At 65.0% G+C, this 16033-nt stretch carries 11 protein-coding genes and 1 pseudogene; 6 read left to right on the top strand and 6 right to left on the bottom strand.

Going from position 1 to position 16033, the window contains the following annotated elements; translation table 11 throughout:
• From MTBLM5_RS03600 to MTBLM5_RS03580, 5 genes and pseudogenes are all read left to right on the top strand, one after another.
• Window positions 1–649, top strand: a 649-nt coding sequence (locus MTBLM5_RS03600) for a Tn3 family transposase (RefSeq protein WP_173974431.1), incomplete at its 5' end; no start/stop codon positions are given.
• Between the two features lie 56 nt (window positions 650–705).
• Window positions 706–1275, top strand: a pseudogene (locus MTBLM5_RS03595) (aldehyde dehydrogenase family protein); the annotation flags it as partial.
• A gap of 55 nt (window positions 1276–1330) precedes the next feature.
• Complete coding sequence (locus tag MTBLM5_RS03590) at window positions 1331–1975, top strand: cyclic nucleotide-binding domain-containing protein (RefSeq protein WP_173974429.1); 645 nt, start codon at window positions 1331–1333, stop codon at window positions 1973–1975.
• Window positions 1976–2062: 87 nt separating this feature from the next.
• Window positions 2063–3370 (top strand): diguanylate cyclase domain-containing protein, encoded by a 1308-nt coding sequence (locus MTBLM5_RS03585; protein WP_173974428.1) that lies wholly within the window; start codon window positions 2063–2065, stop codon window positions 3368–3370.
• 40 nt (window positions 3371–3410) lie between these two features.
• Window positions 3411–4058: a DsbA family oxidoreductase gene (locus tag MTBLM5_RS03580; RefSeq protein WP_173974427.1), complete on the top strand. Its 648-nt coding sequence runs from the start codon at window positions 3411–3413 to the stop codon at window positions 4056–4058.
• Between the two features lie 4 nt (window positions 4059–4062).
• Here MTBLM5_RS03580 and mfd read toward each other — a convergent pair whose 3' ends face one another.
• Both mfd and MTBLM5_RS03570 read right to left on the bottom strand, forming a co-directional pair.
• Entirely contained in the window at window positions 4063–7524 is a 3462-nt protein-coding gene (gene mfd / locus MTBLM5_RS03575; RefSeq protein WP_173974426.1) for a transcription-repair coupling factor, read from the bottom strand.
• Window positions 7521–7772, bottom strand: coding sequence for a succinate dehydrogenase assembly factor 2 (locus tag MTBLM5_RS03570; protein ID WP_254430889.1), 252 nt, complete (start codon window positions 7770–7772; stop codon window positions 7521–7523). The genes mfd and MTBLM5_RS03570 overlap by 4 nt, the downstream gene beginning before the upstream one ends.
• Before the next feature lie 109 nt (window positions 7773–7881).
• Between MTBLM5_RS03570 and recG the strand changes: the two genes are divergently transcribed.
• Window positions 7882–9963 carry an ATP-dependent DNA helicase RecG gene (recG, locus tag MTBLM5_RS03565; protein ID WP_173974424.1) on the top strand — a complete coding sequence of 694 codons (2082 nt, stop codon included), beginning with the start codon at window positions 7882–7884 and terminating at the stop codon, window positions 9961–9963.
• On the opposite strand, the gene MTBLM5_RS03560 is transcribed toward recG, so the two are convergent.
• From MTBLM5_RS03560 to MTBLM5_RS03545, 4 genes are all read right to left on the bottom strand, one after another.
• Window positions 9950–10654 (bottom strand): DUF502 domain-containing protein, encoded by a 705-nt coding sequence (locus MTBLM5_RS03560; protein ID WP_173974423.1) that lies wholly within the window; start codon window positions 10652–10654, stop codon window positions 9950–9952. The two genes, recG and MTBLM5_RS03560, sit on opposite strands and share 14 nt — an antisense overlap.
• A gap of 75 nt (window positions 10655–10729) precedes the next feature.
• Window positions 10730–12121, bottom strand: a complete 1392-nt coding sequence (locus MTBLM5_RS03555) for an HlyD family type I secretion periplasmic adaptor subunit (RefSeq protein ID WP_173974422.1) — start codon at window positions 12119–12121, stop codon at window positions 10730–10732.
• A gap of 1 nt (window position 12122) precedes the next feature.
• Window positions 12123–14288 carry a peptidase domain-containing ABC transporter gene (locus MTBLM5_RS03550; RefSeq protein ID WP_173974421.1) on the bottom strand — a complete coding sequence of 722 codons (2166 nt, stop codon included), beginning with the start codon at window positions 14286–14288 and terminating at the stop codon, window positions 12123–12125.
• Window positions 14285–16027: a peptidase domain-containing ABC transporter gene (locus MTBLM5_RS03545; protein WP_254430888.1), complete on the bottom strand. Its 1743-nt coding sequence runs from the start codon at window positions 16025–16027 to the stop codon at window positions 14285–14287. Before MTBLM5_RS03545 ends, MTBLM5_RS03550 begins: the two co-directional genes overlap by 4 nt.
• Window positions 16028–16033: the final 6 nt, after the last annotated feature.

Raw genomic sequence — 16033 nt, 5'->3', positions numbered from 1 at the left:
TATTCGCGATCTCAAGGATCGACGCCTGTATCTTCCCCCCGGCCTGAAGGCCCCGGAGATTTTGGCGCCGCTGGTCGGCGGCAGAATCGATGCCAATCATCTGGCGATGAACTGGGAACCTCTGATCCGATTGGCGGTCTCGATCCGCGCCGGCACCGTGACAGCATCGGCTGCCCTGCGCAAATTGGCGGCCTATCCCCGCCAGAACGGCCTTGCAGTGGCTTTACGTGATCTGGGGCGATTGGAGAGAACTCTGTTCACTCTGGATTGGCTCCGCGATCCTGGTTTGCGTCGCCGAACGGGTGCTGGCCTGAACAAGGGAGAGGCACGAAACGCCCTGGCACGAGCGGTGTTCTTCAACCGGCTGGGAGAAATGCGGGATCGCAGCTTTGAGAACCAGTCCTATCGAGCCTCTGGTCTCAACTTGCTGGTCGCGGCCATCATCCTCTGGAACACCCGCTACCTAGAATTGGCCTTTGCCGAACTGGCGCGTCGCGGGATGACCGTCAGCACTGAGCTGATGAAGCATGTGGCTCCGCTCGGTTGGGAGCACATCAGCCTGACCGGTGATTACAGCTGGGCCATCGAGGAATTCGGTGACGGCGGCATGCGGCCATTCCATCGCCCAGTATCGCTTCTCGCAGCGTAGTTCCTGTTTTGTGCGACCTTAGCGTACAAGGTCTGCACTTTCGTTAGATGACCCCCTATGGCCGCATTCCGATCGGCGATCCCCGCCTGCCCGGCACCTTGCTGGGGCCGCTGATCGATGAGGCCGCGTTTGCCGCCATGCAGAATTCCTTGGCGCAAGCAAAGACCGAGGGCGGCACCGTTACCGGCGGCCAACGAGTCGCCGTCGCCGGGTGCGCCGACGGCTGGTACGCCGCCCCTGCCCTGGTCGAGATGCCGACCCAGTCGGCGGTGGTCCGGCGCGAGACTTTCGCGCCCATCCTTTACGTCATGACCTATCGCACGCTGGATCAAGCCATCGCCCTGAACAACCAGGTCGATCAGGGTCTGTCATCGTCGATCTTCACCACCGACCTGCGCGAGGCCGAGCATTTCCTGGCCGGGTCGGATTGCGGCATCGCCAACGTCAATATCGGCCCGTCGGGGGCCGAGATCGGCGGCGCCTTCGGCGGCGAGAAGGACAGCGGCGGCGGGCGCGAAGCCGGCTCGGATTGCTGGAAGGCCTATATGCGACGGGCCACCAACACCATCAATGCCGGTCGCGACCTGCCGCTGGCCCAGGGCATTCGGTTCGATTTGGACAAGTAACATTTGTCAAGAACCTGGAGTTGTCGCACTCTTAGCGCCCGTGGGGGGACTGAATTTGGACGAACAGGGACACTTCACCAACGCCATCTCGGGACGCCTGGAGCGGCTGCACCTCAAGGCCGGCCAGCGTGTTTTCGCCCAAGGCGATGTCGGCAACGCCGCCTATATCGTCCAGAAGGGCTTGATCCGCCTTTACCAGGCCGCCGACGACCAGCAGGTCGAGTTGGGCGACATCGGGGTCGGCGAAATCTTCGGTGAAATGGCGGTGCTGGACCAGGGCAGCCGCAGCGCCTCGGCGGTCGCCATCGAGGATTCGACGGTCGCGATCGTGCCCCTGCCGGTGTTCCAGCACAAGCTCAAGAACGCCGATCGCTTCCTGGCCGCGCTGATCGGCCTGTTCATCAAGAACATCCGCAACTCTCCCAAGTTGTTTCTGCGCCGGCCGCGCAGCTTTCGCGACCACGTCAAGCAGATGCGGATGTTTTCCTGGAACATGCGCCGCTTCGCCGGTCGTATCCAGGATGTCGAGATGGCCGACGACCTGCTGGACGTGCTCGACCGCCTGGATGCCAATCTGGTCGACCTCAACAATGTCTCGGAATTGTGCGCCGACAATCGCCACGACTTGCTGTCCGAGGACGATTTGACCGGCAACGGCTTTGTCGATGTCATCGGCACCGAAGGCCAGCGCAAGATATAGCGGCGCCACCCCACACTTCCCCCTTATGGTCGGCTCCGATCCGTATTATCCTGACGTCTCTGCACAGGCCACAATTCCGGGGACCCGATGATCCGCCTCGCCAATGTCCTTATCGTCGACGGCAACGCCGCCCGCGCGGCCTCGCTTCGGGATCGTCTGGCACAGGGCGCCTATCACGCCACGCTGGCCCAGGGTTTCGTCGATGGCACCAAGCAGGCCCAGGCCGAGCATCCCGATCTGATCCTGGTCGGCGACCCGACCGGCGTCGATCCGGTAGCGTTCGCTTTGGGGCTGAAGAAGGACCCGGCGTCCAGCGACATCCCGGTGGTGATCTATGCCGACCAGCCCAGCCCCGAGCTGTGCAATCGCGCGGTCGAGAACGGGTTGGACGACGTCTTGGCCTTCGGCTGCGACGACACGGAACTGTTCTCGCGCATGCGCCCCCTGGTACGCCTGGCCACCATGCATGCCGAGCTGCGCCACCGCGCCGAGACCGCCCGGCGTTTCGGCATCGACGCCCGCGACCGCGTCACCGAGGCGGCCGCCGCCTCGGACGCGGCCGTCATGCTGATCGGCGACGATTGCAATTCGTTGCTGCCCTTGCTGCAGGGCGTGGCCGACATCACCGTCGCCGCCACCTTGTATGAGGCGGAGGACGCCCTGACCCGGCGTAACTACGACGCCGCCATCTTGTCCTTCACCGAGGAACCCGAGGGAATCCTGGGTTTTTGCACCCAGGTCCGCAACAATCCGCGCCTGTTCAACCTGCCGATGGTCCTGCTGTCCGGCATGGGCACCGACCGGGTCGAAGCCTATCGCCGCGGCGCCTCGCGCGTGCTGACGCGGCCGACCGATCCGGCGATCCTGCGCTCGGTCATCGTCACCCTGGTCCGGCGCCAGCAATTGCGCTGGGCCATCCGTTCGGCGATGAACGACAGCCTGCAGACCGCCACCCGTGACGAGGTCACCGGTGCCTATGGCCGTGCCTTCCTGGAATCCTATCTGGCTGGCCGCCTGGAAGCGGCCAAGTCGCAAGGCCGCCACCTGTCGGTGGTGTTCTTCTCGGCCCCCAACATCGACGAAGTCCGCCGTCAGTTCGGCGACGACGCCGCCTTGCACCTGACCCAGCAGTTGGGCCAGTGGATCACCGGCCTGCTGCGCGCCGAGGACATCACGGCCGCCACCAAGCCCAACGAGTTCTGCGTGGTCCTGCCCGACACCCCGCTGGGCGAGGCCGAGGTGGTGATGCACCGTATCGCCGGCGTCCTGGCCTATACCGACTTCGCGGTGCGCGACGTCTATCAGCCGGTCAAGGTGTGGGTCCAGGTCGGCAGCACCGACGTTCGCGAGGACGACGATGTCACCTCGCTGCTGGAACGCGCCAAGCGCAGCTAGATTTTGGGGTTCGGCCCCTTGTTGTGATAGGCTGCCAGCCGTGAGAGTCGACTTCATCTTCGACACGGTCTGTCCGTGGTGCTATGTCGGCAAGCGCCGCTTCCAGCGTGCCTTGGCGCAAAGGCCCGGTGCGCGCGTACAGATCGTCTGGCGACCCTTCCTGCTGAACCCCGACATCCCGGCCGAAGGCATCGACCGCAAGACCTATCTCGACCGCAAGTTCGGCGGCCCGGCGCGGGTGCAGCGCATTCATACCGCCGTGGCCACTGCCGGCGAATCGGAAGGCATCCAGTTCGCCTTCGACCGCATCACCCGGGCGCCCAATACCTTGAATTCCCATCGCATGATCCGTTTCGCCACCGGCTCGGGCCGCGAGGCCGAAACGGTCGAGGCGATCTACCACGCCTATTTCTGTGAAGGAATCGACATCGGCGAAATCTCGGAACTGGTGGCCATCGGCGAAAAGGTCGGCCTGGTGGCAGCCGAACTCGAGACGTTCCTGCGGTCGGACACCGACATCTCGTCGGTGCTGAACGAGAACGCGCGCGCCCACCGTCAGGGGGTCAACGGCGTTCCGTGCATGATTCTGGACGGACTTTACGCCCTGGCCGGCGCGCAGGAGCCCGATATCTTGCTGCGCCTGATCGACATCGCCCGCGAATCCGAGGCCGAAGCGGCATTGTCTTGATCGGTCAGCCCTGACTGGCGGCGATTTCAGCCAGTTTCGCCACCAATTTCTGCACTGCACCGACCCGGCGCTTGGGATCGTCCCAATCGCGGATGAACACCACCTTGTGGTCGGGGCGCATCTTGGCGGTGCCGGCCTGCTGGCTGATATATTTGACCAGTCCCAGCGGGTTGGCGAAAGTGTTGCCGCGGAAGGTGACCACCGCGCCCTTCGGCCCGGCATCGACCTTCTCGATGCCGGCCTTCTTGCACAGGGCCTTGACCGCCACCACCTCCAGCAGGTTTTCCACCTCGGGCGGCAATTTGCCGAAGCGATCGACCAGTTCGGCCGCCAAGGCGTCGATTTCCTCGCGGTCGGCCAGGCCGCCGATCCGGCGGTAAAGCGACAGCCGTACCGACAGGTCCTGGACATAGCTCTCGGGCAACAGGACCGAGGTCCCCACCGCGATCTGCGGCGACCAATCGTCGGCGGCAGGCCCCGATTCCCCGCCCTTGGCGGCGGCGACGGCTTCCTCGATCAATTGCTGGTAAAGCTCGATGCCGACCTCGCGGATATGGCCGGATTGTTCCTCGCCCAACAGATTGCCGGCGCCGCGGATATCGAGGTCGTGGCTGGCCAGCTGGAAGCCCGCCCCCAAGGTGTCGAGCGCCTGCATCACCTGCAGCCGCTTCTCGGCGGCCTTGGACAGCACCCGTTCGGTCGGCAGGGTCAGGTAGGCATAGCCCCTGAGCTTGCCGCGCCCGACCCGGCCGCGCAGCTGGTAAAGCTGGCCCAGGCCGAACATGTCGGCGCGATGGATGATCAAGGTGTTGACGCCGGGCATGTCCAGGCCCGACTCGATGATGTTGGTCGACAGCAGCACGTCATAGCGCTTGTCGCCGAAGGCGGTCATCACCTCTTCCAGCTCGGTGGGCGTCAGCCTTCCATGGGCGATGGCGCACTTGACCTCGGGCACCAGCTTGGCCAGTCGCTCGGCGACCCGATCGATGTCGGCCAGGCGCGGGCAGACGAAGAACACCTGGCCGCCGCGATAACGCTCGCGCAGGATCGCCTCGCGGATCACCACCGGGTCGAACGGCAGCACGAAGGTCCGGACCGCCAGCCGATCGACCGGCGGCGTGGCGATGACGCTCATTTCCTTGACGCCGGTCAGCGCCAGTTGCAGCGTGCGCGGGATCGGCGTGGCGGTCAGCGTCAGCACATGGACGTCGGACTTCAGCTGCTTCAGGCGCTCCTTGTGGGCGACGCCGAAATGCTGCTCCTCGTCGATGATCAACAGGCCCAGGCGCTTGAAGGTGATCGCCTTGGCCAGCACGGCATGGGTGCCGACGACGATGTCGATCGAGCCGTCGGCCATGCCGGCCTTGACCTCGCCGGCCCGCTTGGCGGTCACCAGGCGCGACAATTGCTCGACCCGCACCGGCAATCCACTGAAACGATTGGCGAAATTGCGGTAATGCTGGCGGGCCAACAGGGTGGTCGGCACCACCACCGCCACCTGCATGCCGGCCATGGCGGCGACGAAGGCGGCGCGTAGCGCCACCTCGGTCTTGCCGAAGCCGACATCGCCACACACCAGCCGGTCCATCGGCCGGCCCGAGCCCAGATCGGCGATGGAATCCTCGATGGCCCGGCTTTGATCCTCGGTCTCGGCATAGGGGAAACGGGCGCAGAACTCGTCCCACAAACCTTCCGGCGGGGTCAGGGCGTCGGCGCGGCGCAACTGCCGCTCGGCGGCGACGGCGATCAACTGGTCGGCCATGTCGCGGATGCGCTTCTTGAGCCGGGCCTTGCGCTGCTGCCAGGCGACGCCGCCCAGCTTGTCGAGCGCGGCCCCCGACTGGTCCGAACCGAACCGGGTCAGGACGTCGATGTTTTCCACCGGCACGAACAGCTTGTCGCCGCCGTCATAGACCACCCGCAGGCAATCATGAGGGGCACCGCCGACCTGCACGGTTTCCAGCCCGTCATAGCGGCCGATGCCGTGCTCGACATGGACCACCAGATCGCCCTCGGCCAGGGCCGAGGCCTCGGCCAGGAATTGCGAGCCCTTGCGTTTCTTGCGGGCCGGCCGGGCCAGACGGTCGCCCAGCAGGTCCTGTTCGGTCAGCACCGCCAGGCCGGGTGCGACGAAACCATGATCCAGGCCCAGCACCGCCATCGCAATGGCGCCCTTCGGCACCGCTTGCGCCGCGTTCCAGTCCTCGACCGCTTCGATCTTCATGCCGTGGTCGGCCAGCACATGGCCCAGGCGATCGCGCGAGCCGGCAGACCAGGCCGCCAGCACCACGCGTTGGCCGGCCTTGGCCAAGTTTTCGGCATGATCGCGGAAGGCTTCGTAGACGTTGGCGCCCGGCATGGCCCGGATATCGGCAAAATCGCGGCCCGCGCGGGCGCCGAAATCAAGGCTGCCATCATCGCCGACGAAGGGCGACAAGGTGATGGCGCCGGAAGCCGCCAACAGGCGCGCCCATTCGTCCTTCTCGACATAAAGAAGCGGCGGCGCGATCGGGTGGTAGACGATGCCGGAATCGGCGGTGCCGGCCCGGATCAGGGTGCAGCGGGCGTCGTAATATTCCAAGATCAGCGCCCAACGGGCGTCGCTGGCCTCGTTGGTCTGGTGGTCCAGCACCGTCAGACAATCGGGCAGATAGGCGAACAATGTGTCCAACCCGTCATGGAACAAGGGCAGCCAATGTTCCATGCCGTTGAACTTCAAGCCGCTCGACACCGATTCGTACAGCGGGTCGGCCCCCGAGACGATGCCGAACATCTCGCGGTAGCTGGAACGGAAGCGGGCGATCGAGGCCTCATCCAGCAAGGCCTCGCTGACCGGGGCCAGCGCAAAGGTCTTCAAGGTGCCGGTCGATCGCTGGTTCATCGGGTCGAACGAACGGATCGATTCCAGCTCGTCGCCGAAGAAATCCAGCCGAACCGGCTCGGGCGTGCCGGGCGGGAACAGGTCGAGGATGCCGCCGCGCACGGCATATTCACCCGGTTCCATCACCGTGTCGGCACGGACATAGCCGTTGCGGTTCAAGAACGTCACCACCCGCGCCAGGTCGATACGGTCGCCGATGGTGGCGGCAAAGGTCGCCCCTTCCAGCACCTCGCGCATCGGCACGCGCTGCAAGGCGGCAGCGATGGTGGTCAGCACCACACGGCCACCGCCGGTGCCGGCAGCCAGCCGGGCCAGGGCGTCGATCCGCCGGGCCACCACGTCGACATTGGGCGAGACGCGGTCATAGGGCACGCAATCCCAGGCAGGGAACTCGATCACATTCAGGTCGGGGGCGAAGAAGGACAGCGCCTCGGCCATTCGCGCCAAGCGGCCGTCATCGCGGGCGACGAACAAGACGTCACGTCCCCGGCTGGCCTGTGCCAGTTGGGTCAGCGCCAGCGCATCGGCGCCCTCGGGGGCGCCGCCGATCACGGCATTGAGAGAAAGTTTATCGAATTCAATCAAGTGATTGCCGCTTCTTCCTGAACGAATTTCTTAATCATGGCCATCACGTCATGGTCCAGGCGCTCGGGCACCGGCTCCTTGGCGGTGACCCAGTTGAACAGGTCGTTATCGGTCTCGGCCAGCAGGGCCTCGAAGCGATCGACCTGCTCGGGCGACAGCCCGGCCAGGTAGCGCTCGGCGAAGCCGCCGAACAGGATGTCGTTCTCGTTCGAGCCCATATGGTGGGCGCGGAAGGCCAGGCGCTTCAATCGTGAATCCATCATTCGACCTTGTTGATGCGGCGACAGTGCGGGCGAATGCGGCTAGGATATAGAACCTTATCCCGTCCCTGTCAGCCGCCATCCTGTCATTTCCCCCATGCGCCCCTCGGTTCTGAACCCGCTTTTCGCCCCGATCACCACCCTGCCCGGCATCGGCCCCCGGCTAGCCCCGCTTTATCAGCGCCTGGTGGGCGAGCGGGTCGGCGACCTGATCTGGCACTGGCCGGCCGGTCTGGTGGATCGCAGCCACACCCCAAAAGTGGCCGCCGCCCCGGCCGGCAAGATCGCCACCCTGACCGTCCGGGTCGAGGCGCATTTCCCCTCGGCCTCGCCCAAGCGGCCCTATCGGGTCCGCTGTTTCGACGAGACCGGTTTCGTGACCCTGGTGTTCTTCCATGGTCGCGAGGACTGGTTGCGCCGGCAATTGCCCGACGGCGAATGGCGGGTGGTCAGCGGCATGGTCGAGCATTTCAACAACGAGGTGCAGATCACCCATCCCGACCATATCGTCCCCCTGGCGGAAAAGGACAGCGTGATGGGGGTGGAACCGGTCTATCCGCTGACCGCCGGCTTGACCGCCAAGATGGTCGCCAAGACGGTGAAGGCCGCGCTGGATCGCGTGCCCGACCTGCCGGAATGGTTGGACGCCGCCTGGAAGCAGCGCCAGGCCTGGCCCGACTGGAAGCCGGCCCTGGCTTGCCTGCACCAGCCGTCAAGCGAGGCCGATATCGGTGCCGATTCTCTGGCGCGTCGCCGACTGGCCTACGACGAACTGCTGGCCAACCAATTGGCCCTGGCCATGGTGCGCGCCCACATGCGCAAGGTGAAGGGGCGCGCGCTGCAAGGCGACGGCAGCCTGCGGGCCAAGGTCGCCGCGGCCCTGCCCTTCCGCCTGACCGGGGCGCAGGCCCGTTCCCTGGCCGAGATCGAAGCCGATATGGCCAAGCCGTTTCGCATGCTGCGGCTGCTGCAGGGCGACGTCGGCAGCGGCAAGACGGTGGTGGCGCTGTTCGCCGCACTGGCCGCCATCGAGGCCGGCGCCCAGGCAGCACTTCTGGCCCCCACCGAGATCCTGGCCCGCCAGCACTTCGCCACCATCTCACCGCTGGCCCAGGCCGCCGGGCTGCGGATCGCGCTGTTGACCGGACGCGACAAGGGCCGCGCCCGCGAGGCGATCCTGGCCGACCTGAAGTCGGGCGCGATCAACCTGATCCTGGGCACCCATGCGCTGATCCAGGACGATGTGGCCTTTCACGATCTGGGCCTGGCCATCATCGACGAACAGCATCGTTTCGGGGTGCAGCAGCGCCTGGACCTGGCCGCCAAGGGCAGCGGGACCGACGTGCTGGTGATGACCGCCACCCCCATTCCCCGCACCCTGGTCCTGACCGCCTATGGCGACATGGAGGCGTCGCGCCTGGACGAGAAGCCGCCGGGGCGCCAACCCATCGACACCAGGGTCCTGCCGGCTTCGCGCATGGACGAGATCGTCACCGGCTTGCGCCGGCCGATTTCCGCCGGTGCGCGCATCTATTGGGTCTGCCCGCTGGTCGAGGAATCGGAAAATTCCGATCTGGCGGCGGCCGAGGACCGTCACCGCCACCTCGAACACGTGTTCGGCCCCCGCGTCGGGCTGGTGCACGGTCGCATGAAGGGGCCGACCAAGGACAAGGTGATGGCCGCCTTCGCTGCCGGCGAGTTGGACATCCTGGTCGCCACCACCGTCATCGAGGTGGGCGTCGATGTGCCCGAGGCGACCATCATGGTCATCGAGCATGCCGAGCGTTTCGGCCTGGCCCAGTTGCACCAGTTGCGCGGGCGGGTCGGGCGCGGCTCGGGCGCCTCGTCCTGCCTGCTTTTGTACGAGACCCCGCTATCCGAGGCGGCCAAGGCCCGGCTCGAGATCATGCGCGCCACCGAGGACGGTTTCGTCATCGCCGAGGAAGATTTGCGCCTGCGTGGCGGCGGCGAAATCCTGGGAACCCGGCAAAGCGGCCTGCCGGAATTTCGCGCAGCCGATCTGGCGGTGCACGGGGAATTGCTGGCCGCCGCCCGCGACGATGCCAAGCTGATCTTAGACCGCGATCCCGACCTGTCGGCTCAGCGTGGCCAGGCGCTGCGGGTGTTGCTGTATTTGTTCGAGCGCGACGCGGCGATCCGGACGCTCAGGTCCGGATAGGCAGCTCGGGCTGATCCTCGCCGCCATGCCATTCCGGCACGATGATGCCGGTCGACAGCACCATCTTCAGCCCGTCCTCGACCGACATGTTCAGCACGCGCAGATCGGCGCGCGGCAGGAACAGCAAAAAGCCCGAGGTCGGATTGGGGGTGGTCGGCACGTAGACGTTGACCATCTCCTGGTCGAAATGGCTTTTGACCTCGCCGGCGGTGGTGCCGGTGATGAAGGCGATGGTCCAGACGCCCGGGCGCGGATATTGGATCAGCGCCACCTCGCGGAAGGCGTTGGCCTTCTGGGCCAGCATGGTCTCGAAGATCTGCTTGACCGCCGAATAGATCGAGCGGATCACCGGCATGCGCGCCAGCACGAAATCGGAAATGCGGACGATCAGCCGGCCAGCGAAACCGGCGGTCAGGAAGCCGGTCACCGTCAGCCCGACCACCACCATCACCAGGCCGAAACCGGGAATGTCCCAGATCAGGTTATGAAAGGTCGGCGGCAGGAACGGCGCCACCTGGTTGTCCATGAACTTGATGAACTGCCAGGCCAGGTAGAAGCTGATGGAAACCGGCGCGGTCACCAGGATGCCCGCGAAGAAATAGGCCCTGAGCCGGGCCATCACCCCGAGATGCCAGCCTTTTGGCTTCGGCGTCTCGTCTGGACGGGTCTCGGCGCTGTTCGGCTCGGTCATCGGGGATCCTTCACGCTTGCGTCGGCCGGAGCATGGCCGAGCGCAAGCGCCTTTGCAATCGGGATCGCCACGCGATCACCGTTCGTGGAAGGATTGCTGCAACTGGGTGAAGATCGGCTTCAGCATGTATTGCAGCAAGGTTTTGTCGCCGGTCATGACTTCGGCCATCACGGTCATGCCCGGGGTGACCAGGTGCACGGCCGGATCTTCGCCGACATAGTTCTTCGACAGCGTCACTTGCGCCTTGTAATGGGGCTCGCCCTTTTCGTTCAGGAAGGTCGAGGCCGAGATTCGCGACAATTCGCCCCAGATGAAGCCATAGCGGGCGAAATCATAGGTGCTGACCTTGATCTTGACCTTCTGGCCCAGCTTCACGTGGCCGATATCCTTTGGCGTGATCTTGGCATCGACACGCAATTCCAGGTCGGCCGGGACCAATTCGGCGATCAGCCCGCCCGGCTGGATCACCGCGCCGGCATTCTTGACCGTCAAGCCTTTGATATAGCCGCGGTTGGGTGCGGTCACCACCAGGCGATGAACGCGGTCTTCCAGGCGCGAGATGGTTTCCTGAACCTGGGCCAGTTCAGCGATCGCCACGCCCATTTCGTCCATCGCCGCCTTTTGCAGCGTCGATTGGCTGTCGATCAGGCGGCGTTCCATTTCCTGCACCGCCTCGCGGGCGGAGACCGCCTGGCCCAGGATACGGGCCAACTCGCCCTCGGCCCGGGCCAGTTCGCGCTTGGTGTCGAGATGGGCGATGCGGGTGACCAGACCCTTGGCCACCAGCTGGTCACGAATCTTCATCTCGTCGGCCAGGGCCTGGACCTGTTCACGCATGCTTTTCTGCTGGTTTTCCAGCAAACGGAGGTCAGAGCGCTTTTGTTCGATCTGCGACAAGATGATCGAACGCGCCGTTTCGCGCGACTGGGTCTGCGCCTGCAAGATGCTGGTATTGTCGGCCACCAGCGAGGCGTATTGCGGGCCGGCGAAGCTGAAATCCGGACGGCGGGATTCGACGAAGGCGCGCAGCCGCTCGGATTTCAGCAACAGGGTCATCTCGCGGGCGCGGGTCTGTTCCAGTTCCGCCATCGGCTGGACCGGCGACAACTTGATGACCGGCTGGTCGGCATCGACCAGTTGGCCTTCCTTGACCATGATTTCCTCGACCTGGCCGCCTTCCAGATGCTGGATGGTCTTGGTCGATCCCAACGGGACGATCTCGCCCTCGGCGACAGCCACTTCCTCGACCCGGGTGATGGCCGACCAGGCGATGAACAACAGGCAGGCCAGGGCGGCCATCAGCATGGTGAAGCGCACCAGCGGCGTGGTGCCGCTTTCCTCCAGTTGGACCGCTTGGGCCAGATGGCGAGACACCCGGCTCGACTGCTTGACGGCGGGTCCGCCGCCGCCGGCCTTGGCCGGTGTCGTGTCGGATTCGGGTACTTTGACCAGGCTTTGGTTGCTCATGTCAGATCAAATCCGGAGGAATGCGGGCACGCACCTCGTCGGCCGGACCGGCCAGGCGAAGGTAACCGCCATCGAAAACAAGGATCTTGTCGGCGAACCGCAAGTGACTGGGGCGATGGGTGACCATGATCACCGTCGATTGGCCACGGAAGAAGTCGACCGCCTGCATGAACTGGCGATCGCCTTCGAAATCCAGACCGTTGACCGGCTCGTCGAACAGCATCAAGGGGCTGCGCTTCAGGTAGCAGCGGGTCAGGGACAGCTTCTGGACGAAGCTGGTCGGCAGATGGTCGATGGTGCCGTCGCCGACGCGGGTGTCCAGGCCGCGCGGCAGGGCCATGATTTCATCCCACACGTCGGCCAGTTCGCAGGCCCAGCGGATATCGGCGTCGGTGGCGGTCGGATGGGCCAGGCGCAGATTCTGCGAAATGGTGCCGTGGAACAGATTGCACACCTGGGGAACATAGCCGACGGCGTGGCGCAGCTCGATCGGGTCGATCTGGCGCAGATCGGCGCTGTCGATCTTGATCGAGCCCGCCTGTGGCGAGTATAGGCCCAGGATCAGCTTGATGATGGTCGATTTGCCCGAACCGTTGCGGCCGGTCACCGCCACCACTTCCCCCGGTTCGATGTCGAACGACACGCCGACCAGGGCCGGGTCGGCGTCGTTGGTATAGCGCAGGCTGATGCGCTGGAACGATACCCGCCCCTTCAGGTTCTTCAAGGGCGCCACCATGGCGCGGGGATCGCGCTCGGGCTTCAGGTTCATCAGCTGGTTGATCTGGTTGATCGAGCCGCGCACCGCCTCGACGCGCTGGATCAGGGTGAACACCGTCTGCAACGGCGACAGCACCCGCCAGACCAGCATCATCGCGGCGATCAGGCCGCCGGTGGTCATGAAGCCGTCGATGACGCCGATGACGCCGGTGGCGATGGTCGCCATGCCCGAACTGACGATCAAAACGTTCGAGCCGGTCATCACGGCGGAAGCGAACACGCCGTTCTTGAAGCCGCCATAGGCGGCGCGCGCGCTCATCTCGCGATAGCGCTTGACCCAATTGTGCTCGCCGGCCGACAGCTTGACCGCCCGCATCTTGCCCAGGGTCTCGACCAGGAATTCCTGGCGGCGCGAGGCGGCGCGGCCGGCGATGCCGACATTCTTGCGCACCACCGGCAACACCAGATAGCCGCCGACGATGAACAAGATGGTGGAAATCACTGGCACCAGGGCCAATACCCCACCCAACATGAAGATGATGGCGAAGTAGAAGAAGGCGAAGGGCAGTTCCATGAATACCGTGGCCAGCGGCCCGGTAAAGAACTCGCGCACCGATTCGAAATCCTTGATGCGGGCCACCTGGGCACCGATGGTGGCGCGTTCGGTGAAGCCGGGCGGCAAGGCCAGGATGTGCTGGAAGATGTTGTTGCCCATGATGTTGTCGAGCCGGGCGCCGATATAGGCCAGAACCCGGGCGCGCACCGTCCGCAAAATGGTATCGAACATCAGGGCCAGGGTGACGCCGATCGAAAAGGCCACCAGCATGTGCATCGAGCTGGTGGCGATGACCTTGTCGTAGATCGACATCACGAACAACGGCGTGGCCAAGGCCATGACGTTCAGGAACAAGGTCACGAAAAAGGCCTGCCAGAACAGCGGCCGAAAGCGGTCGAGGATGGTGTGGAACCAGCCGACGCGGGACGGGCCGGGATCGGCGATCGGGGTGAAGAAATAGACGGTGCCGGGGGCCTCGATGTCCTCGGTCTTGCGGATGGTACCGGCCTGGCTGTCGAACACTTCGGCGACGCCGTCCTCGAGTGCCCGGACCACCAGGGCCGGCCCATTGTCGGGCAGGAACAGGCAGGGCAGCAAGCGCTGGTCGAGGTCGGCGATCTGCAGCCGGGCCGGACGGCTGGAATAATTGAGGTTGGCCATGACGTTGCGCAGGCCGGTCAAATCCAGGTCGTTGGCGAAGTGCGGCAGCGATTCGGCGACGTGGCGGGGGTTGCCCTTCCAATTCAGCGCCTTCAACAGCGGCAACAGACAGGCGGCCAGGTCCGACGCCGCGACGAAACCACCCAGCGCGCTTTGTGCCAGATGGGCTTCATAGGCCTCGATCGCCTGGGCGCTGGCCTTGGGCTGCGCCTGCACGGGAGCCAGGCGGTTCATGGCGTGCCGCCCCCCTGCCCCAGCAAGGCCGGCGGCGCCTGCGGCTCACGCGGGGCACGCGGAGTAAGGCGACCGTTTTCCAGATCGAACACGCGGTCGGCCATCTTGACCATCGACGGGCGTGGGGTGACCAGGACCAGGGTCCGCCTGCCCTTGGCCCGCTCCAGCCACACGCGCAGGAAGTTGTCGCCGGCGGAATCGATGGCGGTATTGGCTTCGTCGAACAAAACGATGCGCGGATTGTTGACCAGGGCCCGGGCGATGGCGATACGCTGCTTGATGCCGCGCGGCAGCGAGTCGTAAGCGCCGTCGCCGACCGGGGTGTCGAAACCCATGGCCATGGTGGCCACCACCTCGTCCAGACCCAACAGGCCGGCGGTTTCCACCGCGACGTCGTCGAATTCGGGGCGGAACATGGTGATGTTCTGCAAGATGGTGCCCTGGAACAAGACGCCCGATTGCGGCAGATAGGCGATCTGGTCACGTACCGATTGCGGTTCGTAGTTGCGGACGTCCTCGCCATCGACCAACACCCGGCCGATGGTCGGGCGCAACGCCCCTTGCATCACCGTCAGAAGGGTGGTTTTGCCCGAACCGTTGCCGCCGGCGATGGCGATGCACTCGCCCTCCTCGATCCGGATCGACGCTTCATCGACCACCATCGGCAGCTTGTCACCGAAGCGGAAACTGACATTTTCCATTTCCAGCCGGCCCTTGATGGCCGGAATGCGCGGCAGCCCTTCCGGGACCTCGCGCTCGAGCGCGAAAATGCCGGCCAGGCGGTCGCGGGCCAGCATGAAGGACTGGAACCGGGTCCACACCCCCAGCGCCTTCTGCAAAGGCGCCATGGCGCGACCGGCCAGCAGCGAGCAGGCGGCCAGACCGCCGGTGGTCATGTCGCCATCGATGACGATCAGGCTGCCGACGGCGGCGATGCTGATCATGGTCAGCTGCGAAAAGAACGACGACACCGACAAAGCGTCGGCCGAGCGCAAGGCGACGGTGTGGTAGCCCTCGGCGCAGCTTTCCTGCAAACGCTCGTAGCGGCGCACCATCTGCGCCTCCATGGCGAAGGCCTTGACCGAGTGGATACCGCCCAGCACCTCGATGATGAAATTGAAGCGGCGGTCGTCGGCGGTCATGCGCTTCTGGATGGCGGCGCGCAGAGTGGTGCCGATGCGCATCGCCGACAGGCCGAAGGCAACCAGCAAGATGATCGGCACGATCACCAGCGTTCCGCCCATGAAGCCGACCAGCGACAGGTAAAGGATGGCGAACGGCAGATCCAGAATGGTCAGCAGGGCCTGACCGGCATAGAACTCGCGCACCGTACCCAACGAGCCCATGCGTTCAAGATGGACGCCCGAGCCTTCTTTTTCGAAACTGTCGATACCGGTCATCAGCAGGCGGTCGAGCGCGGCGCAGCCGGCCTTGTGCTCGAACTTGGCGCCGACCCAGCCGGTGATGTAGGAACGGCCGAAATTCAGGATCGATTCCAGGGCCAGCGCCGCCAGCACCGCCGTCAGCAGCAAGACCATGGTGCCGGTGGACTTGTTGGGCAGGATGCGGTCGTAGACCTGCAACAACGACATCGGCATCGCCAGGCCCAAGACGTTCAGGAACAGAGACGCCACGCCGAGATCGAAGAAGCTCGACCGCAGCGTCGACAGCTCGCTCAAGCTGAACGGCTTTTCGTTTTTGTCGTTCGCCGCCATGGCGGCGACACTGGAATCACTCATACCCCT

It is taken from the genome of Magnetospirillum sp. LM-5 (assembly GCF_902729445.1).
Lineage (GTDB): Bacteria > Pseudomonadota > Alphaproteobacteria > Rhodospirillales > Magnetospirillaceae > Magnetospirillum.
Note: the sequence above shows the minus strand (reverse complement) of the source record. Positions and strands in the feature narration are given on the sequence as shown.